A 24,793-nucleotide genomic window follows, 5' to 3' on the forward strand; every position below is an offset into this window, starting at 1 on the left:
GTTTAATCCCTGGCTGCAGCCAGATCGTGGCGAAGCCCTTTGTAATCCTGCAGCACAGCTTTGACTGAGCCTACAGATAGGGGGGACTCAATAAGCAGCGGCAGTTTATTTTTATCATCAGATACCCAAATGTTCACCTCGGTGCCTTCCTCAAATATGTCTCCGGCAATGACTTCGGGGCTGATGTGCAGTACATCAAACCGGCCCAAGCCTTTGATTTTCTTATTCGCCTCTCTGCCCCGGTACCGGATTTTCAGCGGCCAGGTTTCCTTGTCCATAAAGATTTTGACAGGCATTTCCTTTCCTGGGCGGGCTTCGTCAAATGCCATATTCCGGGTGTAGTAAATCATGGACAAGATGTCGTGCACACAGGAAGAAACAGGGTATTGGGCCAGCTCTGCCGTTTCACGGGTCTTGCCGCGCAAAGAAGTCGCTGTCTGCCGGTTGTGGTCAAAAGTGACTTTATCGTACAGCCGGTATTTCCCCTCCTCCACATCTCGCACCGATACGACCGGAAGCAGGGTCTCTTTGTCTACATAAGAATCGTATTGATCCCTAACTTTGAAGAACCATTCGTAGGACTTGTAGGTAGTGCCCAATGCAGAGATATGGTATTGGTCTTTGTGGTCTTTTACCCGGAACGTCACCTCCCCGGCTGAAAGCCAGACAAAGTTCCAGTTATAATAGAGCTTATACGTAATGGTTTCTCCTGGCTGAAATGCGCTGTTGCTCACCGAGCAGGCAATTTCCTGTTCGCTGGGCCGGGCCTTCATGTGGGCTGCATCATATTGAAGTTTCATGGTGCCCAGTGCCACCATCAGCGGAAGGGCGATCAAGCTTAGCAGTTGAGGTCGTATTTGGGGCATAACCTAATGATTTTAAGACATTTGTTTTGACGGTGATTACCATTCCAAGTAACGCCGGCAGGCAAAGATTTAGTATAAATAAGCCGAAAGTAGCCAAGAGTACGCCCAGCTCGTTATCGGTATATCCTTCCCAAATGAGCAAAGCTGCTTCCCCTCTGGCCAGCAGCGCTCCTACCGGGGGCAGGGGCACGAATGTCTGCAACAGGTAGAGGGCTGCAATGCCTCCCAGCCCGGCCCCCGCCGGGAGCGCTACACCTATAAATTGCAGCAGGGCGTAGTATTGCACTACGTAGGCCAGATAGCGGGCAACCGACAGTGCCAGCCCGATGCCCATTTGGCCAGCAGACAGCTGCTCCGCAGCTTTCAGGTGGTGCCACAAACGCTGCACTGCCCGCCACTTTAGGGCAGCGATCAACGGCAGCCACCTTGGCAGGGAAAAGTAGACGATACTGAGCGCCAAAAGAAGGAGCCCGCCCCCCAGCCATAAGCTTTCCAGAAAAGCAGCCCCCAACTTCCCCGTCCCGCCCAGGAAAAAAAGCCCTCCCACCAGGCCTCCGCCAAACAGGGCCATCAGTTGCGCCAGATTCCCCATAGCAGTGGCAAATAGGGCCGCCCAATTGTATGGGGCAGGTACAGCCAACAGCCGCCCGCCATAATCGCCAACCCTATTGGGGGTGAACAGCGACAAACTGATGCCCGCAAGCACCCCCTTCCATGCTTGCCAAAGGCCGACCGCGTAAAATGGGCGGAGGAACCACCTCCACTTGGCGACTTCCAGGCCCCAGTTGACCGGCATCAGCACTACCGCCAGCATAAGCCATGGCCATCGCCCGGCCGAGCAGCTGCTCAACAGGGTTTCAAACCAGGGCAGGGCATCGCCCTTTTGCTTTAGCTGATACCACAATATCAGCCCCAGCCCTACAGCAAACAATGCTTTGAGCAGGCGTTCTAACCATAGATGTAAAGCCGATCGGTTCATCGAAAATAAGAGCGGCAACCAAAAGGGTGCAAAAAATGGTTTGACCGTTGAAATAATACGTATCTTGCAATAAGCAGGTGCGCTGGCCCAAATTGCTTGACAGTTTTCAGCGCCCAAATGCCTGATGATGCTGAGCTTGAAATGGACAAGCATTCGCTGCTCAATACAACAAGAGGAAGAGCGTCTAATCGTTGCTCGCTACAATGTACAACAAAAGAGACCCTTTTTGAAAAAACAACCTACACCTTCTTACCGGCTGCTTGGAGTAGACCCTGGTACCAACATCTTGGGCTACGCGCTGCTCAATGTCGACAACCGCAAGCTGAGCCTTTGCGACATGGGCGTCATCTATCCCGGCAAATTTGAGACACACCAAGAAAAGCTAAAACACATTTTTGAGCGCCTGCAGAGCATAATTGATATTTATGCCCCACGGGAAATGGCTATCGAAGCCCCCTTCTATGCCAAAAACCCTCAATCTATGCTCAAGCTAGGGCGGGCACAGGGCGTTGCCATCGCTGCCGCAATGATGAAAGGGGTGGATATCACAGAATATTCCCCACGAAAAATCAAGCAATCTGTGACCGGCAAGGGCAATGCGAGCAAGGAACAAGTTGCCGCTATGCTGGGCAATACGCTCAATTTCAACATAGACGACTACTACCTCGATGCGACCGATGCCCTGGCCACGGCAGTTTGCCACTTCTATCAATCCGGAAGCCCCCTGAGCGGGCAAAAGCGGTACAATGACTGGGGCAGCTTCCTCAAGGACAATCCCGGGCGGAAAGCCTAGAGGATTGAGCCGTAATTTTTTGACCATTAAAGGCTACGCATTATAAAAGACTTAAGCGTGGAAATACATCAAATAATTCGGTCTAGCCGCACTAGTTTGCTTTGGGCTCCTATATGGGCATCCGCACACAAACCAGCTTAGTGTTTTTTGGGCCTGCCCCCTCCGTAAGGATAGGGGCCTGCCCCTGCCAGCCGGCAGGTGCCGCTATGCTCCGGGGCTCGCTATCCGCTCGGCCCTATCGGGCTTGCCACCCCTGCGCAGCGCTAGGCCAATGCCAGGCTATAGCCTAAAAAGCTTAACCTCCTACTCCATTGGGGTTTACGCCCCTAGCATACTACCTGAGCAGTTTGGCCGCTCTATTCTTTCGAAAACCGCTTATGGGCAGCAGCATTGGAGCAGTACAAACAAGGGCGGCTTCTTGTTGAGGATAATGGCACACGGCCCTCCTACAACAGACAGGGCAGCCGCTCTTGCAACTGCCCTGTAAGTCTTTCCCTAGAAATACTCAATCGCTCATACTGCTATTCGAAAGCCTCCCGGGCAGCTTGAGCGATGGCCTGCATCTCCGCCGATCCCAGCTCCAAAGGCTTACGGGTAATACTGATCTCCGATTCGTGTGTGAAGGGGACAAGGTGGATGTGAGCATGTGGGACTTCCAGCCCAATGACCATCAGCCCAACCCTTTTGCAAGTGACCGCCTGCTCCAGAGCCCGGGCCACTCTTTTGCTGAATGGCAACATACCCGCCAATAAGTCATCTGAGACATCGAACAGGTAATCCACCTCTGTTTTGGGCACTACTAAAGTGTGCCCTTTAGCCAGCGGGCGGATATCCAAGAAAGCAAAGTAGTGCTCGTCTTCTGCCACTTTGTAGCAAGGGATCTCACCGGCTATGATTTTGGAAAATATGGTAGGCATGGTGCAAAGATGTTGTATGATGAAGTATGCTGAGCGGCTGCCCAGAATAAAGCAGCCGCCCGCCTGCTAATTGATAGAGATTTCTACCACCTCAAATTCCATGCTGCCCCGTGGGGTATCAATGACGGCAACCTCTCCTACTGCTTTGCCCAAGAGGCCCTTGCCTATAGGCGAGCTGACAGAGATTTTCTTAGCTTTAAGGTCAGCTTCCGATTCTGACACCAGTTTGTATTTTACCGATTTTCCGGTTTTTACGTTTTTGATTTTCACATTGCAGAGCACGGTCACCTTTGAGGTATCCAACTGACTTTCGTCCAGGATACGGGAATTGGCCAAGGTTTTCTCCAATTCGCTGATTTTCAGCTCGAGCATGCCCTGAGCATCCTTGGCTGCATCGTATTCTGCATTTTCCGACAGGTCGCCCTTTTCCCGGGCTTCAGCGATAGCGGCAGCCACTTCTTTCCGCCCTTGCGTCTTCATTTCATCCAGTTCGGCTTTCAGGCGGTTATAACCTTCTTTCGTCAGATAATTAATGCCAGACATATTCACTTACATTTTATAGCATGAGCCCCTTCCTTCCGTTTTCAAGCACGGGTTTTAGGCTCGGTCTGAAAATTAAGCTTGCTTATCACCTGCCCTGCCAGTCCGGCAGCGCCAAAAAATTGCTTTCGTTGCTTCTCAAGTTGAAATTTTACCGACCTGCCCCTGCGATTGTGCTTTCGGGGGGCTTGCTATTGAGGCTTGACTATTTACTTTTCGTCAGCCCTGTACAGTCAGTTGCAAAAGCGAGGAAAGAGAGGAAAAAGCGAGCTTCTTTACCATATATGAAAAGGTAAGAACGCTCCTGCACTAGTGGCAAAAGCGTTCTTACCGTATCGAAATTCAAAAATATGGATAAAATCTGAATAAATCAAGCACTACACCGTGCGATCTACCACAGATCCCATCGGCGCTTTACAAGGCAATGCGCACACCGATGTTGTGGGTACCGTCCCAAACCCGGGTAGCCCGGTAGGCGTAGTCAATTGCAAAACGAGTGGCACGGCGCTCAGGCGTGTCCTTGCCGAGGGGTACTGCAATGCTCGCGCCTGCGCTGAGGCCAGAGTAGATCGGGTCATCAAAGGTGTCTGCATCATTGGAGCCAAACTCGTAGCGGTAACCGCCACGGAGCATGAACATATCCTTGAGGGAGTATTCCACCCCACCGCCAATCTGATCCTGAGAGAAAGAGTTGGAAGTAAAATTGCCGAGCACCGTAACCCGGTGGGTACCACCAGTAATCAGGAAGTCATAAGAAAGGCCGATATTCAGCATGGAAGGCAGCTCAAAGTCTGAAGTCCGCTGATTAAAGGTCAATTCATAACCGCCGTTGTTGGGAGAAGGGCCCTGAGTAGTGAGGCCTTCGCCCCCATACTGCATCCGGGAGCCGATGTTGCGCAGCGCAATGCCGAACTTGAAGTTGTCTGCCGGGCCAGTGACATACTGAACACCTGCATCAAGTGCAAAGCCGAATGCGCTAACGTCCGCAATAGACTCAGAGACTCCACGGAACAATACCCCTACCGAAATTTTGTTCTCGAAAGTGTGAGCATACCCAATGCCCAAGTTGAAAAAGCTAGGAGAGAAAGTCGTCCCAGTCCCTTCCGGCTGATCAGTAGTCGTAACAGGGATGTCGCCGAAATCCATTGACATCAGGCTGATGCCGATAGCACCTGACTCGCCGATGCGCTGGGAAACCCCAAGCGCGTTGAGGGCGATATCCGTCCCTTCCAGGTAGCGCGCATGGCCAAGCTGCACTTCTGTTTTGGTAATACGGGACAAGCCCGCCACGTTGATGCGCATGGCTTCAACACCAGAGACGAACGAGGTCGTCATAGAGTGCAAGCCGGCACTTTCCGCCCATGGGTTCAGCAGCAGCTGTGCAGCGCCTGCTTCACCCTGACGGTCCGGGTTGCCTGCTGAGGCAGTACCCGCAACTCCGCACGCCAGTGCCAGTGCAAAAAGTAGTTTAGTAAACTTTGTCATACGTATTTTTTTGAGGTGGCTGCCCCCCGTTTTTTATCGGGGGGCAGCAGTCACCTGATTGGTTAAACCGTTCGCTACGCAGCCGTAACGGCGGCTGGCAGCCTGATTTATTGCTTATCCTTGCCCAGCTTACAAGCCTGATGGGTCAAACTGACGGTTGACACCAAACCACTTGATGGTGCGCTCGCCCAGCCCCTCAGCGGATACATGGATAAGGTAAACACCGCTGGCGATTGGGATCCCCTTGCTGTTGTTCAGGTCCCACTCAAGCGCTGGCGTAATTTGATTGCGCTCCACTGCACGGTTGTTGCCTTCTGGCACAGCACCTACCTCATCCCGGTTGTACTGACGGATGAACTTGCCGTCAAGGGAGTAGATGGTCACCACGCACTTCGCAGGCAGGTTGGTAATTTTAACCGTAGTAGTAAACTGAGAAGTCTCGTAGTCGGAGAAGCCATAGTACGGGTTGGGCACAATCTGTATCATGTCCAATGCACTCTCGATACCGACTTCGTCCAGCGCTGCGGCCTGACGGCCTTCGAGGCTGAAGCGGTACAGCGGGTGGTAGTTGTTCTCACCACTTCCAGTACGCTGATCACCGTCTACGTCTTCGTTGTCCACTTCTACCTGGTATGGGTTAGTAGCACGTACTTTCACAGTCACATCCTCAGGGATGAGGCCTTCTGCGTAGCTAAGCATGCGGGCGTCCTCAGCTCCCAAGATCATGCCAGCCCATACAATCTGACGGAGGCTGCTCACCTTGGTCAGCGGGCTGCCGCCTGGCTTCAGGCGGTCGCGCAGGCTTGCACAGCCATCGTATGGGGTCTTAGTGACGTATACCATGTGCTGGCCGCCAGCATAAACCGGAAGCATGCCCAGGTTGGCTACCTCTGGCAGCAACAGCTGGCTAGATGGGTTGAACATCATATCTGCTCCAGTAATGCCATCCTCAAATGCCACATCGGTCAGGAGGAAGTTGTCTGCGTTGTAGACAGAGTTTTCACCAAAGAAAATGTTCAGGCGCTGGCCAGTCTCCACATCTACAGCATAGCCTGGGAACCAGCCCATACCTACATCATCGCCATCGGGAGCAGGCAGGCCGTTGTCGCCTGCATCTTTGCCTACAGAAGGCGCAGCGCGCAGGTCAAACTGAGAAACGCCGCCCTGAGTCTCGAAGCCCGCATCTGTGTAGAAACGGTTGGCCGATTCTACGATTACACAACGGCTCCACAGGTCCTTGTTGGAAGTAAATACGATGTCGATATTGCTCAAGTCCGCCAGATCCATCTGATTGCGGATGATACCGCTAGCACTGTTGTTGGTCCATACCGGGCTAAGGAACGGAAGGTCAAACTCACCGCGTGAGCGCCAGTCCAACATATAGTAAGGCATAATCGGCCCTTCCCCGTACTGTGTGAGGCCCATATCGGGGTCAAGCACAGCATCGCGCTCGCCATCACGGGTCGACATATAGTTGAAGAGGGCGTCATCGCCAGGCGCTTGGCTCAAGTCGGTATCTTCAGGTATCCATGACAGCCAAGGGAAAGCATTGTCGCCGTTGGCGTACTCTACTTCGAAACCAATATACCCATTGTCTTCTGTCTCCTGTGTACCCGGCTCTGAAACCTGCCCGATGTTGACAGTGAAGCCAAATTCACGGATGATCTGCTCATTCAGTACTTGAATGGTGCGGGCAGACATGATCTCGACATCAGGGTTCTCTACGCTGCGCAGTACCCAACGTGCGTCCTGATCCAAGGTATTGTCGTTGGGGTCGCCATCTACAAATTCGATTTCGTAGTTGCCATCCACCACTTCAAGTGGGTTGAACACCTGAATATTGATTGGCCCACGTCCTGCGCGGTAGGTCAGATCACCTACATATTGCGCATCGTTAGCAATAGCTTCCTCAATGGCAGCCCGGGTCTCGTCGCTCAGGTCCAGGAAGTTCTCAGCTGTACCTACACCATCTGCTCGAGTAATAACGGCACCATCTCCATATTGGGCATTCAGCCTGCGGTCCGTGATTGGGCGAGGGATAGCGGTGTAAGGCAGGCCGTCTCCATTTGGCCCAATATTGCGGCGGCCTTCGAGGTAGGGCTCAGGCTGCCCCAAAATGCGCTCGGGGTCGAACGGCTCGTACTCATTAAAAGCATATGCGACAGCCGCAAAGTAGTACTTCTTGTGGTTGATGAGCGAGCGGTCGCCCTCTGCAAAAGCATCTTCCGTGATGCGGAATGTATGCTGAATACCGCGGTTGCGGCCTTCCACCTTGAGTACAGGGACATAGTAGGGATCGCCCGTCGGGTTGTCCACAGGTTCCCAATTGAAGATGCGCTCAATGCCATTGAGGACATCTACTTGAGCGACAAGGCGCACACGGGAAGGATCGTCCACATTATCTGGGCTCAAACCAACGTTCGGGCCAGACATCTGGTAAATTTTATACCCTTCAAAACGGTAAAGGCTGTCTTCCACCAGTTCTGGAATTTCCAAGCCACGCTCAGCATAAGCTTCAAAAGCGTTGTTAGAAGCAGCAATTGACGTATCGTTGGTCAACACCAGAATCAGCTCTTGGTCCAGCTCGATGATATCGATATCTGGCGCATCAGGGCCGTCGACGATGTCAAAGCAGTTGTCAAACAGTGCCTGCGCGATATCATCGGCCTGCTGCAGCTGACGGATATCAGGGCAAGGGTAAGGCTGATCAGCTACCCATACCACACCTACAATCAGCTCATTTACCGCACCCGGATCGAGGCGGAAAGGCCCAGAAGCCTGAATGGTACGACGGTCGCGGCCAGGCGTAACATCAGCGGTACACATAGACCAGCCGTCCGGATCGTCTGGCGCTTCAGTAAAGGCATAATCTACGGGCTCAGTGCCGTCCTGATAAGCTTCGCCTCCATAGGTGAAAGGCGTACCATCGCGCCAGCTGCCTGTCAGGTAGCGGTAGTATTCAATCGGCTGGCCGGGGTCAGCAGTGCCCGGAGGCGGGCCACCCTGGCCACCGTTGTTGTAGTAGGTAAAGGAAGTCATTCCAAGCTCTACGATAGTGTCCGGCTCCTCGCCCAGGGTTGGGTTGGTCAGCGAACCATCTGGCTGAATCACTTTCGGGCCGAGCGGGCCACGGAAGTAATCGACCCCCAGCAGGGGCACCTCATCGCAATAGGTGTTCACACCGCCCGGGCAAGTACAGCCCGTCTGCCCGTCAAGGGCATCTTCGTTGTATACATACGCCATGCTACGTACCGTATCGCAACCTACAAAGTCGTCGGTATAGCAGCCTAAGTCGGGGTCTACCCACATCGCAAAGAAGGTACTGTCAATCGGCTCTACAGCACGGTTGATCAGCTTATAACGCTGAAACGTCATGTCGTTCAGCTCATCGTTGGTCGCATAGGCAAAAGCCTGTACCTGAATCTCCATACGGATCGGGTCCGCATTGGACTCAGTGTGCACGTTGCCATTATCGTTGTAAATCCAGAATACCATTTCGTCGGGGTACTGTGGCGTCACACACCCACGGACTTCGATAATCGGGTAATCGCCGTTGAGCGGGTTGTAGAGCCCGTCGCCGTCCTCGTCCCAAAAGCCAGCAAGGCCCTGATCGGTATTTGGCAGCTCAAAACCGTTCACATCGAAGAAGTAAGGGTTGCCCTTAGCAGGCCACCCGCGCACACCACGAGGGATGAGCGCCTCTTCGTAAGCTGTACCGTTATCTACAGATGCATTGTAAAGGCGCAAGTGCTCATCGATTTCGGCACCGGTTACCACGAAGAAGGCATCCCAGTTGGAGCAGGTCTCCTGATCGGTGACACCGGGGTTTTCCGCATCAAGCGGGGTAAGCGGGCCAGGCCAGAAGTCGGTACTACCGCTTGAGCGGCCGTACGTCTGTGCAGCCAGCTTTAGGTTGCCCGCGGCGTCGATTCCGCCCAGCCATACGGCACCGGCGAAGATAGAGGATACCTCGGGCACCCCGGGAGGCACTTTAGGTACTACATAGCGGCCATCGTTGCCATCCCACCATACGTCACCGCCGGTAGTCAGGCGGGCACGAACGTTGTTGATAGACTGATCGCGTTGTGCTTTGGCTACATCACAGTTGTCCCTGTACGTAATCCGGTTACTGTCAGGGGCTTTCTCTTGATTGGGGTTGATATTAGCCGAGGCTATACCAACCGCAAACACGGCCCCCAAAAAAGTGAATAATATTTTACGCATAACACGCATTTTTAATTGAATGAAAATAAGAGCGGTGCATAGCCCGGCTGCCTGTTCATACACCGGCAGCCGGGGAAGCCCCTTTATTAGAAGTCAAAGATGGCACCCACATAAATCCGCCGTGGAAGGCTGAAGAAGTCGGGGTTCAGCATCCGCCACTGATAGGAAGCCAGGAAAGATTGCAGGCTACGCTGTGAAGCCGCAATACTTTCTTGCTGCCCCTGTCCAAATGCAGAAGCCAGGTAGCCGTCGTCGTCCGGAGAACCTGTGGCCGAATAAACGTTGATAACGTTGCGGCGGTCAAGCAGGTTCGACACCCGGCAGTAAACGTTCAGGCCCAGGTTGTTGCCAATATTGAAGTTCTTGTCCACCCGGAGGTTCAGGACAAAGTTCCAAGGCTGACGCGCACCATTGATAGAGCCGACTACACCTGCACCGCCAAACTCAAGCGGCTGCAGTGTTTTGGTGTAGGGGCGGCCAGATACCGCAGTCGCCTGCAAGTTCAAGCCAGCATTTGCAAAAATGTCTGCCCCAAACAGGCGAGGCCCGTTGTAGCGCTTGCCAGAGCCATAGCGGTAGTCCATCACAGCTACAATACGGTGGCGCTCGTCAAAGTTCAGCGGGAACAGTGTACGCAGTACACCGCGGTTGGCAACATTCCGCTGAGAGGTAGCATCAGAGCCTGTGCCATCAGCAAACTGAAGGGTATAGTTTACATTGAGCGACAGGTTGCCTGTACGGCGCAGATCGTATGCAAAAGAAAACCCTTTTACGGTACCGAAGTCCAGGTTGTCAAAGGTCGTATAACGGCCAATAACAGGGACGGGGAAGAAAGTACGCAGCTGTATCATATCGCGCATCTCCTTATAGTAAGCTGCAATCTTCAATGCTGAAGAGTTGGACAGCTTCTGCTGGAAACCTACCTCATAGTCGATTGTGCGCTCAGGGCGCAGGTTCGGGTTGTTCTTGTCCAGGTTAGACCGGTCAAAGAAGTAGAAGTAGTCAAGTGGAGAAGCGATAGCGTTGGAAGGCGGACGCTGTACGAGGATGTCGTAGTGCGCAAAGAAGTTGGCCTCATCCGAAATTGGGAAGGAGAAAGCCAAACGAGGCATCACGTTCACCTGTACCTCATAGTCTTCGAAAGATGCATCCGGATTGAAGTCCTCCTTCTTGATGTAGTCGATGTCCTCACGGGCACGCTCATTGGCATAAACCGGATTGATCACACCGCCCTGGAAAATCAGAGAGGGGTTGTTCACCGGGTTGCCATTTGGCAAGAAGAACTGATCGCCATTCCGGTAAGCCTGAACCAGATCGCCGTTCTCGTTCGCATAGACTTTGTAGTCTTCGCCAATATTGCCCGGGCGCTCGCCTCCAAACTGTGCGTGGAAGTCGTCTGCACCTATGATCTCATATAGGGAGTAGTTATCCTTCAGTACGCTTGTGTTCGCATCGTAGCGGTCAACACGCACGCCCAAACGGAAGATGATATCCTTGAAGGTAAACTTGTCCTGAATATAAGCCGCACCGTAGATAGGACGGAAAGGCGCTACCGGGAAGGTGCGCAGCCCCGTCTGAGGGTCACGTGCAGTGAAGAAATCATCAAATGTACCATTGTAAACATTGCCGAGGTAGTCGTATCCATAGTAGTTGAGGATAGGGCTGCCACTGACAACGAAGTCGTTCAATTCTCGTGCAGAGAACATATCGAGGCTCAGCTGATCCGGAGACAGCTGATCTATATTCACAAAGTCTTTCAGCCCATCGCCGGTAACCTGACGGAGGCGCTCGTAAAACTGCGCTTCCGGGCCCGGTGAAATGACCACATCGTGGATAGCACCCTGGAATTGCTCGCCCGTAAATGGGTTGATGATAGGCGCTCCTGTCTCTGCGTCAAATACTGGCACCACCTGCAGCGTATCGCTGATAGGGCGGGAATCGTCGCCAAATGGGATACCCTGAATGTGGCTGTTCGCCAACTGACGGGCAAGCAGCCAAAGGGCACGTGGGTTGATGGAATAAGAACGGTTGATCCGCTCCTCGTACCATACGCCCATCTGAATGTTGTGGCGGCCTTTATCTGAGCCACCTGGCACCAGGTCGAAAGAAGTACGCGCCTGGAAAGTGTAAGTGTCGTTCTCTGTCTTGCGGTTGAGGTTGTATACCGTGCCCACGTTGGTGTGGTAGCCCCAAGAGCTGGAGAACACAGAGTTGGTCACACCGTTGAAAGCGTTGAAACCCTGAATGGTAGCAGGCAGGTCAAAACCGTCGCCTTCGCGGAATACATTATTGTAATTCGCCAAGATTGGGTTGACGTTCTCGTCCGGCGTATAGTTGGTCAGCACCTGCAGATAATCCGTGTGGATGGCCACTAAGCCTACCGACGTATCAGGGAGGATTTCCCAAGTTGGGCGCCATTCCTGCTCAAAGTTGCCCACGTAGCCATAGTTGAAGAGGTTGTCACCGTGGCGGGGGTCTTCCAGGTCATAGATGTTCTTTTCATAACCAAACTGCAGCGTATACGAAGCATTTTGGATTAAAGAGCCGCTGCCTTCCTCTCCGCTATTGCCGCCAAGGCGGTGGCGAAAACGGAAATTGCCCCGGTAGTTCTGCTCAAAAGCAGTAGGGTTGCCCACCGTGTTCATCAGCTGCCAGTTGCCTGGAGTGAATTGGTTGGACTGATCATAGAACTGCCCCGTCAGGGTTACGTCGATAGCATCGCTGAGGCGGGCATCGAGCTTAGCCGTCAGGTCGTAGCGGCGGTAGTTCTCTTCAGGGTTGAAATCCAGCACATCCACATCATCGTTGGTCAGGAAGTCTGCTGCGATGAACTGATTGCCCCCGATTTCGATAACCGGATTAGCTTGCAGCTCGGCCAGCTTCTCCTCTTTAACCCGGAAGACAGCCGTAGCGGGAGGGTCATCGTCGAGCTGATCGGTGATACGGCCAGCCAAACGGAAGCCCAAGATTGATTCCCCCTTGGTGCCATCTTCATTGCGGCGCTTGATCAGCGGGCCGGAAAGGTTGAAACCTACAAGGCTTTGGTTGTATGGGCCGGTGAAATTGGTCGTTTCCACTTCCACACCACCGGAAAAAGAATTGGATGGCCCCTTTGTGGTGATAGAGATGATACCGCCCGTTACGTCACCATATTGCGCTTCAATACCGCCGGTGATGACTTGCAGCTGCTCAATCTCTGATTCCGGGATCAGGTTGCCCCGTACCCGGATGCCATCAATATAGTAATCGGTTGCATTACTACGAGAACCCCGCACCGCGATCGCACTGCCCTCATCCGCACTGGCCAGGCCTGCTGTGGTTGCTGCGAGGGCGTTGATATTACGCGTAGGCAGGTTTTTAATTTGATCGCTCGTGATAGTTGCCCCCTGAGTGGTGTTGTCCTGTTCTACAAGAGGGACCTTGTAGTCGGTTACAATCACCTCTTCAAGGTTGACCGCGTCAGAGGTCATGGTGACATCAAGGCGGTTGGCTTTACCGGCGAAGACTTGTACACCTTCGACCCGTTGTTTGTTGTAGCCAACATAGCTGACTTCAACAGCGTAAGTGCCGGGATCGAGCTCATTGAAGGCATAGTTGCCGTCAAAGTCGGTCTCAGCACCTGTAATCAGCACTCCGTTGCGGAAGAGCGCCACCGAACCGAAAATAATCGGCTCTCCGGTGTCGTCCGCTACCTTGCCCTGAAGCGAAGTCTGCCCGATGGCGACTACTGCAGAGCACAGGAATGCGAATAACAAGAGTAAATTACGTACCATAAATTTCCTGTTTTAAAATTTCGACAAACCAATGGTTTCCTAAACAAGTGTAAAAATTGACTTACCCGGTGAGAGATGGTGTTGGCTGTACAAACGGACCTTTTCCCGGTTAAGCTATTTCATTATTAGCCGCTGGCATTTAAGGGTGCAAAATGAGCAGAATGGCCCCTGATGACTCCCCTTGCGTTTCAAAAGTAGCGTTTTCTAAAGCCCTAGCACCATCATTTATCTATAAAAGTCAGGTTTCTGATTGCGCCAACCCCACGCTGTAAAGCTGCGGTGCAGCTCATCCGCCGGGGCTTAAGCCCCTGAGCTCTTGAAGCTAAAGTGGGGTTTTGGGGGTTGGAAAACGCAATTCAGGTGGACAACGCAGTGGGCAAATATAACGCTTCCCTTTCAAATGCCAAGTATGATGTTGCTGTCGCTCTGCCGACATCCGTTCTGATGGGTATTAGCAGACAAATACCAAAAAAAATTAAGCCTCTGCCGGCAGCTCGGGCTTCCCTGCCCCAACGCGGCTGCCCGGAAAGCCGCTCGATAGACGGCATGCCCGGGCCCATGTGCAGGAAGCAGCCATTCTTACTCTACAATGATCCCCAACGCATCAAGTCCATTAAAAAGCAATGGAGCTGCTTTCCCCTTTCGGCTGGAGCTTAGTACATTTACCGGAAAAAAGAATGGCCCGATACCTGCCCCCACTGTTGATCGCCCTACTCGCCCTCTCAGCCAGCAGCTGCCTTTCCGACGGCCCTAACGCTACCGTCCAGCCTGGGCCTCAGCTTTTTGCAGAGCTCTTCATCCGGTACATAGAGCCACAAGGGCAGCTGAAAGCCACCGCATCCTTCCTTAAAGGCGACAGCCTCGCCACCGCACAGCCCACCGGGCTGCAAGGCGGGCTCCGGCTACAAGGCCAGCTTATGCCGCCCCGCTACCTGCCCAATAATGTGGTGCGGTATCAGCGCATCGCCAAACAGCCCTACGATACCACCTATACCTTTTCTTTCGCCGGGCTGTCCGGAGCGCCGCTGTCCGTCCCCCTTCAAATGCCCACTCCAGGGAGCTTCCGTATCAAAGAGGGCAAAGCCAGCCTAACAGATGGCTTCACGCTTCAGGTAGACAACGGGCAGCTCAGTGAGCAAGAGAGCCTGGTCCTGCTTTTCAGCGATGCACAAAGCAGGGCCTCTAGCATTACCCTCACAGGGCCCTTGAACAAAAACGAGTTCGCCATTGCCGGGGCCCGCTTGCACCGGCTCAGCCCCGGGGCCCACACCCTATACCTCGTCCGCAAAAAACGGGCCCTCACACGAGCCAAAGGGCTTACCGTAGCCGCTGACCTCGAGTTCTATACCCAGACGATCCCTTTAGAAGTAGTAGAATAGCACAAAAAGGGAGACGCCTCCTCAAATTTCCTATCCCTGCCTTGGGGTTAGCCGCCCGAACTGTTTTATCTTTGCGTGCAATTTGTAATTGCCCGGAGCCCGGCAACTTCCTGCCCATCACCCCGCTCCGGAAAAATCAAGCAAAATGCCGAAAGATCAGTCTATCAAATCCGTCCTCATCCTGGGCAGCGGCCCAATTGTCATTGGGCAAGCTTGCGAGTTCGACTATTCAGGCTCGCAGGCCTCTCGTTCGCTAAGGGAAGAAGGGATAGAAGTCACCCTCATCAACGATAACCCGGCTACCATCATGACCGACCCGGTTACCGCTGACCACGTCTATCTGCTGCCCCTGACGACCGAGAGCATCATTCAGGTACTTGAGGAAAAGCAGATTGATGCAGTCCTCCCTACCATGGGCGGCCAAACGGCATTGAACTTGGCTATAGAGGCCGATGAACAAGGCATTTGGGAAAAATACAACACCCGCCTCATCGGCGTCGATATTGCTGCCATAGAACTCACCGAAAACCGGGAGGCTTTCCGCAAGCACATGATCGATATCGGGCTCAGCGTAGCCCCTTCCAAAATCGCCAACTCCTTCCTCGAAGGGAAAGACGCTGCTCAGCACATCGGCTTCCCCCTCGTTATCCGGCCCTCCTATACCCTGGGCGGAACCGGCGGCGGCTTCGTGCACAAACCTGAAGACTTTGACCCTGCACTGCGCCGAGGCCTGAGCATGTCCCCTACCCACGAAGTACTCGTCGAAAAAGCGGTCTTGGGCTGGAAGGAGTTCGAGCTCGAGCTCCTGCGCGATGCCAACGACAACGTCGTTATCATCTGTACGGTCGAAAACCTCGACCCCATGGGCATACATACCGGCGACAGCATCACCGTTGCCCCTGCTATGACCCTCTCTGATACTGCTTATCAACGGATGCGGGACGAAGCCATTCAAGCCATGCGCTCCCTGGGCAACTTCTCTGGCGGATGCAACATCCAATTCTCCCTCAACCCGGAAACAGAAGAGCTGATCGTCATCGAAATCAACCCCCGTGTCAGCCGCTCTTCTGCCTTGGCTAGCAAAGCTACCGGCTACCCCATCGCCAAAATTGCGGCCAAACTGGCCATCGGCTATACCCTCGATGAGCTCAAAAACCAGATCACACAAAATACTTCTGCGTACTTTGAGCCTACCCTCGATTATGTCATCGTCAAAATGCCGCGCTGGAACTTCGATAAGTTCCAAGGCTCCGACCACGAGCTCGGCCTGCAGATGAAATCCGTGGGGGAAGTCATGGGCATAGGGCGCACCTTCCTCGAAGCGCTGCAGAAAGCCTGCCAGTCCCTCGAGAACAACCGCATGGGCTTGGGCGCCGATATGAAAGAGTGGATCAAAACCACTGACATCCTCGAGCGGCTCGAAAAAGCCAGCGAAGACCGTATCTTCCGCCTCAAAGACGCTCTCCGCCTCGGTGTACCAGAAAAAACCATCCAAAAGCTCACCCGCATTGACCCCTGGTTCATCAAACAGATCAAGCAGCTGGTCAAAATGGAACAGCAGCTCATGCGGTACAACGTAGCCGAAGATATCCCCGCCGACTTCATGCGCGAGCTCAAAACCGTAGGCTACTCCGATGCACAGATCGCATGGGTCATGCGCATCCAAGAGGAAGAAGTGGCTACCTACCGGAAAAAGCTCAACATCCGCCGTACCTATAAAATGGTCGATACCTGTGCCGCAGAGTTCGAAGCGCAAACCCCTTATTTCTATTCTACCTTCGACCAGGAAAACGAGAGCATCCCCTCTGAAGGCAAGAAAAAAGTCATCGTCTTGGGGTCGGGCCCCAACCGCATCGGCCAGGGCATTGAGTTTGACTACTGCTGCGTGCATGGGCTCCTGGCCATCAAAGAGGCCGGATACGAAGCCATCATGATCAACTGCAACCCCGAAACGGTTTCTACCGATTTTGACATGGCTGACAAACTCTACTTCGAGCCCGTCTTCTGGGAGCACCTCGAAGAAATCATGGAGCTGGAAAAGCCTGAAGGGGTCATCGTTCAGCTCGGCGGGCAAACTGCCCTCAAAATGGCAGAGACCCTACACGCCAAAGGCTACAAGATCATCGGCACCAGTTTCCCGAATATGGACTTGGCCGAAGACCGGGGCGCTTTTTCCGACCTGCTCAAAGAGCTGGGAATCCCCTACCCCGAATACGGCGTGGCCAACGACGCTGACGAAGCCCTCCAAATCGCCAAACGGACCGGCTACCCGGCCCTCGTCCGCCCATCTTATGTCCTCGGCGGACAGCGTATGCGCATTGTCATCAACGACGAAGAGCTCGAAAAGCATGTCCTCAGCATCTTCAAACACTTGCCCGACAACCGCGTGCTCATCGACCACTTCCTAGACCGAGCCAAGGAAGCCGAAATTGATGCCATCTGCGACGGGGACGAAGTCCACATCATGGGCATCATGGAGCACATCGAGCCCGCTGGCATACATTCCGGCGACAGCTCCGCTGTGCTGCCTACCTACAGCCTCTCCGTTGAGGCCATCAACAAAATGGTAGAATACGCGGAAAAACTGGCCAAAGCGCTTGACATTCGAGGGCTCATCAACATTCAGTTCGCCATCAAAGACGATCAGGTGTACGTCATTGAGGCCAACCCACGGGCATCCCGCACCACCCCATTCATCGCCAAAGCTTATCAGGTGCCTTACCTGAAAATTGCTACCAAAATCATGCTCGGCACGCACAAACTGAAAGACTTTGACATCAAGCCCCGCCCCAGCGGGTACGCCATCAAAGTGCCGGTCTTCTCCTTCAATAAATTCCCGAACGTGGACAAGAACCTCGGGCCAGAAATGAAATCTACCGGTGAAGCCATCCGGTTCATCAAAGACCTTTCTGACCCCTTCTTCCGCGAACTCGACAAACAGCGCTATATGTACCTCACCCGCTAGGGGGAGTACAGGTAGCCAGCCAATAGCCAAGCCCGCTCAGCGCCCCTGCTGCAGCGGGCTTACTTTTTGGGCCGCCCCGCTCTGCCAGCGGGGCCGCTACGTTGCGCTGCTCGCTACCGCTCGGCCCCGCCCCAACAGCGGGGCTGGCCTGCAGGCCACAGCTCCACATCGCTCAGGCGCCAGGGGGGTGCACCAAAATGTCGCGGGCGTTTAGACGGTGTTGGGATTTCACCCTTTGGGCTGCATTTGCCAAATTTCATCCTGCACTTCGTTGCTCTTCAGTCGCTTAGCTCAGGCTATTGGATTCAAGAATGGGGCCCTTTTGTCCCATTCTTGAATATATCGCGTCTTGTTCAGCATGAAATTTGACTACATTCGCTCCAAAAGCGAATTCCCAACACAGTCTTAAGCTTTTCGGGCTTTAGCCTGGCATTGGCCTAGCGCTGCGAAGGGGTTGCAAGCCCGACAGGGCCGAGCGGATAGCGAGCCCCGGAGCATAGCGGCACCTGCCCTCATGGCAGGGGCAGGCCCCCCATCCTTTCAGCAGGGGCAAGCCCAAAAACAACAACCTGGTTTGCGCCCGGCGCCAGGCATTGCCCAGGCTCACTCCCCAACTGCTATCACAACCTTGCCCACGGTGCTGCCGCTCTGGAACACCCGCACCGCCTCGTGCAAATCCTCAAACGAAAAGCGCTGAAAAATAATGGGCCTGCCCAGTTCCAATTCGCTGATCTCTGCCAGCAGCTCATGCATCAGCTCTGCACGATGGTACAGCCAAATCAGGTTGAAGCCCATAATGCTCTTGTTGTGCTCTGGCATCTTTTGCGGGTCGATCTTGGGCCGGGTCAGGTATTGGTACAATAGCCGCAAATAGTTGGGCCGGTTGCCTACACTGCCATAGCGTGCAGCACCGTAAACGACCGCCCGCCCCTGCTGTGCCAGCACTTCATACCCCTGCCTAAATATTTTGCCGCCTATACACTCCATAATCAAGTTGAGCTGCCGCCCTTCCAAAGCGCCCAGCAAATCCTTTTTGAACTGAGGGCTTCGGACAATGCCCTTGTCATACCCCTCCTCCTTCAACAGGGGCAGCTTGTGATGGCTCCCCACAGTGCCAACCGTATAAGCACCGTAAGCTTTCGCAATCCGGTTGGCCCAGATGCCCACACCCCCAGCAGCGCTATGTATGAGCACCGCCTGCCCCCGCTGCAAATCTCCCAAGCGCAACAGCCCATAGTAGGCGGTTAGCACCTGTACCAGGTAAGCACAGCCCTCCGCCATGTCCCAGCCCTTAGGCAAAGGAAGGACATAACGGGCATCTATGTTCAACGCCGTAGCGTATGCTCCAAAACGGGTAACGCCCATGACTGCATCCCCTTCCTTTACCGACCCGACCCCCTTCCCGACAGCAGCTACCCGGCCTGCATATTCCAATCCGGGCGTAAAGGAGCCCTGAGGCGTGGCCCCATACAGCCCCCAAATGGCAAAAATATCTGCGAAATTGAGCCCAATGGCCTCTACCGCTATCGTGACTTCCCCTTTGCCCGGAGGAGGCAGTTCGACTTCCTTGGCCTTCATGCCCGACAAACTTCCGGTGCTCCACTTCCCCCGCTTTGCTTGCAGGGTATATGCTATGGCTTCCATCCCCTTGAGTATTTGGTTTCCTTTTTTTTCAACGGCGGGTGAGCTGCTGCATCAGTGCCCTCGCTTGGGGGTGGGCGGGCGCCGCCCGCAGTGCCCGCTGTACCAGCTGCAGCGCCCCTGCCTTATCGTATTGCAGCATACGGACCGCTGCTTTGTTCAACAGGGCCTGCACGGCATCAGGGTCAAGGGCCAGGGCGCGGTCATAACATGCTTCCCCTTTCCGGGCCTGCCCCTGCAACACGTGCGCAAACCCAAGGTTTGTCCAGGCTACAGGGCGCTTCGGGTTTTCCTCCAGCACCCCCTCCAGCACTTTGACCGCTTCTGGCAACTGCTGCAGCTGCAGGTAGGTAGCGCCCAGCTTCTCCTGAAAGTCGAGGTGCAACGGCAGCAGCTCGCATGCACGCTGATAAAAGCCCAGTGCTTCTGCATAGCGCCCGGCCTGGAACAGCGCCTCTCCGACCTGATAGGCGGGCCAGGCCGAAGCTAGCTTCTCCGGCTCGGCACCGTCCGCCAGCTTCAGCAGGGCAGCGTAGTCTTTGCGCGCGAAATAATAATGGATGCGGACAGGCAGCTGCTCACCCTCCTGTGCCTGGCTCCGCTCAAGGTGCGCCCAAGCTGAGTCCAGCACCATATCGGCCTGCACGTACTTATCGTACATCGCCAGGTAGCCTCTGGCCATTTCCAACGGGCTGCCCTCCTCCTTTGTCAAAATCTCCAACCCCAGGAAGGCAGGCGCTACCTGCTTGCTGTTTTTGGCCTTCTGCCCCCTGATGTTATCCCGGCTGATGTAGTGGTCTGTGATATTTACATGAGGGATGTCAATGCTCCCGGAGCGGGGCATATGGCAGCCCGAACAATCGTCCCCGGCAGCAGCTCGCTCAGCCTGAGGCGCAGCGCATTGTACCTGCTCCGCCGTTTGGTGGCAGCCCTGGCAAGCATTATTGTATTGCGACTGAGCCGTCGCTTCTATACTCCGGTGTGGGTTGTGGCAAGTCAGGCAGGTCATGTCTGAATTGAGGTAGCAAGCGCTCATCCGTAGGCGGTCTGCCTGAGAAGCCATGATAAAACGCTCATGGGAGTCGGTATAGCGAGGCAGGAAAACATTAACGACATCGCTTAGGGGCATGCCAGGCTTAAAATCGTAAAAGGTCTTCCCGGGGTTCAGCACTGCGATGCCCTGCAGGTGGCATCGCTGGCAAAGGTCCATTTGCAAATCCCTGGGCAAATCTGCAGGGTTGACGATGGAGTAGTCGATGGCTTTGGAGGTGTCTACGATATTCCCGGCCAGCTTTTCCTTCACATGGGCTTCCCCCGGCCCGTGGCAACGCTCGCAGGCTATGCCCGACGGCATTTCAGTAAATTTGTTGATGCTGCCCTCTTCCAGCTTAGGGAAGTGGTTGTGGCATGTGATGCACTCAGAGGCCAACAACCGGCTGAAGCGGATATTGTCGCCCCTGAACCCCGGAGCCATGTCCCAACGCTGTTCCTGCGTATAGTAAGTGACCGGAGCCTGGTAGATATAGCCATTGATGTCGAGGATATGGGAATTGGTATGCTGCCCAGAACCAACGATATAAGCTATCTCTTCTAGCCTTTGGTATACGGTGTCCTCTCCTTCCAGCCGGTACTCCAGCACGTACATCTGGCTGTCGCGGAAAAAAGGCTTGTAATAAAAATCGGAAGCCTCGTCGTATACCAAGGCATGATCTCCGAAGGCAGCGTCAGACTTCTCTTGGGTAGCCCGGTCAAAAGACCGCCCCATACCAGTGTGGATAAACGTTTCGTGGATGTTAGCATGGCAGGACTGACAGGTTTTCATGCCCACATAATCTACCGGGCCCTGAAGGCTGACATAGGGGCTGCTCTTGACCGGCACAGCCACCTCGCGTGTACAAAAAACCATAGCCATGCCGAGAACAGCGAACAACAAAAAGAAAAAACGCCTCGCATTCATAATCAGGATCATCTATTGCCCCCCAATGGGCTTTGAAGGCTTTAAGATAGAGATTCCCCGAAGCCTGTCCGAATGGCTATTCAGCATTGCCACGCTTTTGCCCTGTATCTTCCAAAAGAAAGCTCAGCTGCTCAACGCCCTGCACGGAATCCCTTCTCATATACTGCTCGATCACAATTTGGTAGGCGCCCGGCTGATTGAAATACGCCCCCTCTTGTATGGGGATTTCAAGGTGGCAGCCCTGCCCTCGGCACGCCCCTTTCCATTGGCCGCCTTTACCCGCCATTTCCAGCGACAGGACTTCCGCAATCCTAGAGCCATCGGGGAAGCGGGTATGTATGCGGGTGTATAAGTTTTGGTTGCGGTAAGCAGTGGTATGGCCCAAGTGCAGCCAAAGGTTGTAGATGGCTTGGGTGTCCTGTATCTCAAAATCGAATGTGATGCTATCGGCATAGGCCCACCCTGATTCCGGAAAATCGTGAGACTTTTGGTACACATAATCAGGGCCACAAGAAGAGGCGAGCACCGCCAGGAAGAGTAAAGGGGCTAAAACTTTCATCGGGCTGGTTTTACCAATATCCAGAAAAGAGCGAGCCGGAGCAAAGCCCCGGCTCGGCAATAGAACTAAGATAACGTTATTCAGCGCCCGGTGGTACCGGGCGTGGGCTGCTATTTGAAGTAATCCTTCATTTTTTCGAAGAACCCTTTCTCTGATTTGCCCGGCTGCGGGTTGAAGTTGTCCATGCTGCGCAGTTTTTCCAGCAGCGTGCGCTCTTCGTCGTTCAGCTTTTTGGGCGTCCAGACATTGACGTGGATCAGCTGATCGCCCCGGCCATAGGACTGCACGCTTGGCAGGCCTTTGCCTTTCAGGCGGAAAATTTTGCCCGACTGTGTCCCTGCCGGCACTTTGATCTTCACCCGACCTTCGATAGTAGGCACTTCCACGGAGGTGCCCAAAGCTGCATCGGCAAAGTTGAGGTAAAGCTCATAGACGAGGTTCATGCCATCGCGCTGCAGGTGGTCGTGAGGTTTTTCCTCAATATTGACCAAGAGGTCCCCGGCAGGGCCGCCTTTGGGGCCTGCATTGCCTTTGCCCCTGAGCGAGAGCTGCATCCCCTCCTCTACACCGCCAGGGATTTCAATTTCCAGGGTCTCCTCGCCCTGCATCGTGCCGGCGCCACCGCACTTATTGCACTTAGCAGTGACCTGTTGCCCCGTGCCTCCGCAAGTAGGGCAGGTGACGGTAGTCTGCATCTGGCCCAGGAAAGTATTTTTCACCTGCCGCACATAGCCGCCGCCACGACAAGTGGTGCAAGTCTGTACGCTGCCAGCATCACGGGCCCCACTGCCATTACAGCTATCGCAAGTGACCTGTTTTCGGACTTTGATGCGCTTGGTGACCCCTGTGGCGATTTCTTCCAGTGTCAAGGCTACTTTAATCCGAAGGTTGGTCCCTTTTTGCCCTGCGCCCCGTGAACGGCCACGGCCGGCGCCGCCGAAGAAGGACTCGAATGGGCTGCCGCCATCGCCGAAGATGTCTCCAAACTGTTGGAAAATATCTTCCATAGTCATGCCGCCGCCGCTAAACCCTCCACCGCCGGCATTGGCATTTACGCCAGCATGCCCGTAGCGGTCATAGCGTGCCCTTTTTTGCTCATCACTGAGCACCTCGTAAGCCTCCGCCGCCTCTTTAAATTTTTCTTCTGCCTCCTTATCGTCGGGGTTGCGGTCTGGGTGGTACTTTAGGGCCAGTTTGCGGTAAGCTTTTTTAATCGCCGCCGCTTCTGCGCCTTTGTCCAAGCCTAAGACCTCATAATAATCTCTCTTAGCCATAGCATATACATTGTGGCGCTCAGCAGGCAAGCCTGCCAGCACCGCTGAATTGAGGAATGAGAACCGGCTACTTGCCTACGACCACCTTCGCATGGCGGATGATCTTGTCGTTGAGGCGGTACCCTTTTTCCACAGTATCCATAATTTTGCCCTTCATCTCTTCCGAAGGCGCCGGGATTTCCGTCAGTGCTTCGTGCATTTCCGGGTCAAAGGGCTCGCCATCTGTGGCCATAGGCTCCAGCCCCCGGTGCTTGAGCGTATCGTAAAGCTTTTTGTAAACCAGCCCGATACCTTCCTCAAACAGGTTGCCTTTGTCATTTTGATCGGCTGCTTTTCTGGCCCTGTCAAAATCGTCAAGTACAGGCAATAAAGCTGACATGGTGTCTTGCGCTGCGTTTTTCATCAGGTCCATTTTCTCGCGCACCGTACGCCGCTTGTAGTTTTCGAATTCAGCCATCAGCCGAAGGTATTTGTCCTTCAGCTCATCCAGCTGTTTTTGAGAACTAGCCCCATCTTCTTCTTGCCCTACTTCTGGCTGAGACATTTCGGGCTCTACAGCAGCCTGCTGATCATTTTGCACCTCTTCTTGGGCTGTGGTTTCTTCTTTCAAGCTATCTTTATTTTCGTGGTTTTCACTCATGGTTGTACAGTTAAAACGGTCACAAAAGCAAGCAGCCCGCTCGATCGGGTTGCGTTACGGCCTTGTGTACTGCAATTACTTTGCCAGCTGCCATAACCGGACATCTTGTCAGTTTTCCTGGCGGCTGGCCAATATTTCACCTACTGCGCTTATTGTGGGGTTCACGGCCATGATCTGCCCTTTGGGGTTGAGCAGGTATTTGGTCGGCACCTGCTTGACGCCAAATTCTTTCGCGATAGGCGAATCGAAAAAGCGGAGGCTAGTAGCCTGATCGAACAGGTGGTAAGGCCAGCGGTCAAGGCCATCTTGTACTATGGCCCGCTCCCAGCGGCTGCGGTCTTCTTCCACCCCTACACTGATGATGTAAAACCCTTCAGCATCTGTAAATACTTTCCCTTGGTAAGCATCGAACAGCGCTACCAGCTTGGGGTTTTCAGCGCGGCAGGGCCCGCACCAGCTCCCCCAAAAATCTACCAGGAGATAGTTGCCTTTAAGGCTCGACAGCTCAAATGCCTGGCCATTGCGCAGGGTATCCTGTATCTGAGGCAGGGCCTCTCCGTTGACAAACTTGGGCTTCATGTAAAAATAACGGCCGACTAACAGCCCGACTACGCCCAATATCAAAATATTCAGCACCATGCTGAATTTTACTTTAGCCATGCTACATCTTTTTTAGGGTAAAATCCTACCCCATTAACACCTCAATGCAGAAAAGGTATGAGCCGGAGGTGCCGCCCCTGAAAAACAGCAGCAAAAATAATATATTAGCCGCTAGCTGTGCTACTTCCGGTACAAGCCATA

At 53.9% G+C, this 24,793-nt stretch carries 16 protein-coding genes; 3 read left to right on the forward strand and 13 right to left on the reverse strand.

The features are described 5' to 3' along the window. Positions 1-2: 2 nt before the first annotated feature. Positions 3-866 carry a DUF3108 domain-containing protein gene (locus tag FRY97_RS10535; RefSeq protein ID WP_147167491.1) on the reverse strand — a complete coding sequence of 288 codons (864 nt, stop codon included), beginning with the start codon at positions 864-866 and terminating at the stop codon, positions 3-5. Beyond that, the gene (locus tag FRY97_RS10540) at positions 784-1,845 is read right to left on the reverse strand and encodes a lysylphosphatidylglycerol synthase domain-containing protein (RefSeq protein WP_170254589.1); all 1,062 of its coding nucleotides are present in this window, start codon (positions 1,843-1,845) and stop codon (positions 784-786) included. Before FRY97_RS10540 ends, FRY97_RS10535 begins: the two co-directional genes overlap by 83 nt. A gap of 226 nt (positions 1,846-2,071) precedes the next feature. Here FRY97_RS10540 and ruvC point away from each other — a divergent pair, with 226 nt between their 5' ends. Continuing rightward, entirely contained in the window at positions 2,072-2,638 is a 567-nt protein-coding gene (gene ruvC, locus FRY97_RS10545; RefSeq protein WP_246141671.1) for a crossover junction endodeoxyribonuclease RuvC, read from the forward strand. 521 nt (positions 2,639-3,159) lie between these two features. Here ruvC and FRY97_RS10550 read toward each other — a convergent pair. From FRY97_RS10550 to FRY97_RS10570, 5 genes are all read right to left on the reverse strand, one after another. Next, a complete protein-coding gene (locus FRY97_RS10550) occupies positions 3,160-3,555 on the reverse strand; it encodes an HIT family protein (protein ID WP_147167493.1) in 396 nt (131 codons plus the stop codon). A 66-nt stretch (positions 3,556-3,621) separates the two neighbouring features. After that, on the reverse strand, positions 3,622-4,098 hold the full coding sequence (gene greA, locus FRY97_RS10555) for a transcription elongation factor GreA (RefSeq protein ID WP_147167494.1): 477 nt from the start codon (positions 4,096-4,098) through the stop codon (positions 3,622-3,624). A 411-nt stretch (positions 4,099-4,509) separates the two neighbouring features. Beyond that, positions 4,510-5,580, reverse strand: a complete 1,071-nt coding sequence (locus FRY97_RS10560; RefSeq protein ID WP_147167495.1) for a PorV/PorQ family protein — start codon at positions 5,578-5,580, stop codon at positions 4,510-4,512. Between the two features lie 129 nt (positions 5,581-5,709). Further along, on the reverse strand, positions 5,710-9,804 hold the full coding sequence (locus FRY97_RS10565; protein WP_246141672.1) for a hypothetical protein: 4,095 nt from the start codon (positions 9,802-9,804) through the stop codon (positions 5,710-5,712). Between the two features lie 86 nt (positions 9,805-9,890). Then, complete coding sequence (locus FRY97_RS10570) at positions 9,891-13,577, reverse strand: carboxypeptidase regulatory-like domain-containing protein (protein ID WP_147167497.1); 3,687 nt, start codon at positions 13,575-13,577, stop codon at positions 9,891-9,893. Between the two features lie 677 nt (positions 13,578-14,254). Between FRY97_RS10570 and FRY97_RS10575 the strand changes: the two genes are divergently transcribed. Then, positions 14,255-14,956, forward strand: coding sequence for a hypothetical protein (locus FRY97_RS10575; RefSeq protein ID WP_147167498.1), 702 nt, complete (start codon positions 14,255-14,257; stop codon positions 14,954-14,956). A 145-nt stretch (positions 14,957-15,101) separates the two neighbouring features. Beyond that, entirely contained in the window at positions 15,102-17,921 is a 2,820-nt protein-coding gene (carB, locus tag FRY97_RS10580; protein ID WP_147167499.1) for a carbamoyl-phosphate synthase large subunit, read from the forward strand. Positions 17,922-18,524: 603 nt separating this feature from the next. On the opposite strand, the gene FRY97_RS10585 is transcribed toward carB, so the two are convergent. From FRY97_RS10585 to FRY97_RS10610, 6 genes are all read right to left on the reverse strand, one after another. Next, complete coding sequence (locus tag FRY97_RS10585) at positions 18,525-19,565, reverse strand: zinc-binding dehydrogenase (protein ID WP_147167500.1); 1,041 nt, start codon at positions 19,563-19,565, stop codon at positions 18,525-18,527. Positions 19,566-19,593: 28 nt separating this feature from the next. Further along, positions 19,594-21,531 (reverse strand): tetratricopeptide repeat protein, encoded by a 1,938-nt coding sequence (locus FRY97_RS10590; protein ID WP_147167501.1) that lies wholly within the window; start codon positions 21,529-21,531, stop codon positions 19,594-19,596. Positions 21,532-21,595: 64 nt separating this feature from the next. Further along, positions 21,596-22,078 carry a gliding motility lipoprotein GldH gene (locus FRY97_RS10595; RefSeq protein ID WP_147167502.1) on the reverse strand — a complete coding sequence of 161 codons (483 nt, stop codon included), beginning with the start codon at positions 22,076-22,078 and terminating at the stop codon, positions 21,596-21,598. 110 nt (positions 22,079-22,188) lie between these two features. Further along, a complete protein-coding gene (gene dnaJ, locus FRY97_RS10600) occupies positions 22,189-23,352 on the reverse strand; it encodes a molecular chaperone DnaJ (RefSeq protein ID WP_147167503.1) in 1,164 nt (387 codons plus the stop codon). 67 nt (positions 23,353-23,419) lie between these two features. After that, complete coding sequence (locus tag FRY97_RS10605) at positions 23,420-23,992, reverse strand: nucleotide exchange factor GrpE (protein ID WP_147167504.1); 573 nt, start codon at positions 23,990-23,992, stop codon at positions 23,420-23,422. Positions 23,993-24,100: 108 nt separating this feature from the next. After that, the gene (locus FRY97_RS10610; RefSeq protein ID WP_147167505.1) at positions 24,101-24,652 is read right to left on the reverse strand and encodes a TlpA family protein disulfide reductase; all 552 of its coding nucleotides are present in this window, start codon (positions 24,650-24,652) and stop codon (positions 24,101-24,103) included. Between the last annotated feature and the right edge of the window lie 141 nt (positions 24,653-24,793).

This window comes from Phaeodactylibacter luteus (assembly GCF_007993045.1).
In the GTDB taxonomy this organism is placed as follows: Bacteria; Bacteroidota; Bacteroidia; order Chitinophagales; family Saprospiraceae; genus Phaeodactylibacter; species Phaeodactylibacter luteus.

Excerpts from the sequence above, each read along its gene's own strand:
- FRY97_RS10535 (WP_147167491.1), bottom strand. The coding sequence starts at position 866 with ATGCCCCAAATACGACCTCAACTGCTAAGCTTGATCGCCCTTCCGCTG.
- FRY97_RS10540 (WP_170254589.1), bottom strand. The coding sequence starts at position 1,845 with ATGAACCGATCGGCTTTACATCTATGGTTAGAACGCCTGCTCAAAGCA.
- FRY97_RS10550 (WP_147167493.1), bottom strand. The coding sequence starts at position 3,555 with ATGCCTACCATATTTTCCAAAATCATAGCCGGTGAGATCCCTTGCTAC.
- greA (WP_147167494.1), bottom strand. The coding sequence starts at position 4,098 with ATGTCTGGCATTAATTATCTGACGAAAGAAGGTTATAACCGCCTGAAA.
- FRY97_RS10560 (WP_147167495.1), bottom strand. The coding sequence starts at position 5,580 with ATGACAAAGTTTACTAAACTACTTTTTGCACTGGCACTGGCGTGCGGA.
- FRY97_RS10565 (WP_246141672.1), bottom strand. The coding sequence starts at position 9,804 with ATGCGTAAAATATTATTCACTTTTTTGGGGGCCGTGTTTGCGGTTGGT.
- FRY97_RS10570 (WP_147167497.1), bottom strand. The coding sequence starts at position 13,577 with ATGGTACGTAATTTACTCTTGTTATTCGCATTCCTGTGCTCTGCAGTA.
- FRY97_RS10575 (WP_147167498.1), top strand. The coding sequence starts at position 14,255 with ATGGCCCGATACCTGCCCCCACTGTTGATCGCCCTACTCGCCCTCTCA.
- carB (WP_147167499.1), top strand. The coding sequence starts at position 15,102 with ATGCCGAAAGATCAGTCTATCAAATCCGTCCTCATCCTGGGCAGCGGC.
- FRY97_RS10585 (WP_147167500.1), bottom strand. The coding sequence starts at position 19,565 with ATGGAAGCCATAGCATATACCCTGCAAGCAAAGCGGGGGAAGTGGAGC.
- FRY97_RS10590 (WP_147167501.1), bottom strand. The coding sequence starts at position 21,531 with ATGATCCTGATTATGAATGCGAGGCGTTTTTTCTTTTTGTTGTTCGCT.
- FRY97_RS10595 (WP_147167502.1), bottom strand. The coding sequence starts at position 22,078 with ATGAAAGTTTTAGCCCCTTTACTCTTCCTGGCGGTGCTCGCCTCTTCT.
- dnaJ (WP_147167503.1), bottom strand. The coding sequence starts at position 23,352 with ATGGCTAAGAGAGATTATTATGAGGTCTTAGGCTTGGACAAAGGCGCA.
- FRY97_RS10605 (WP_147167504.1), bottom strand. The coding sequence starts at position 23,992 with ATGAGTGAAAACCACGAAAATAAAGATAGCTTGAAAGAAGAAACCACA.
- FRY97_RS10610 (WP_147167505.1), bottom strand. The coding sequence starts at position 24,652 with ATGGCTAAAGTAAAATTCAGCATGGTGCTGAATATTTTGATATTGGGC.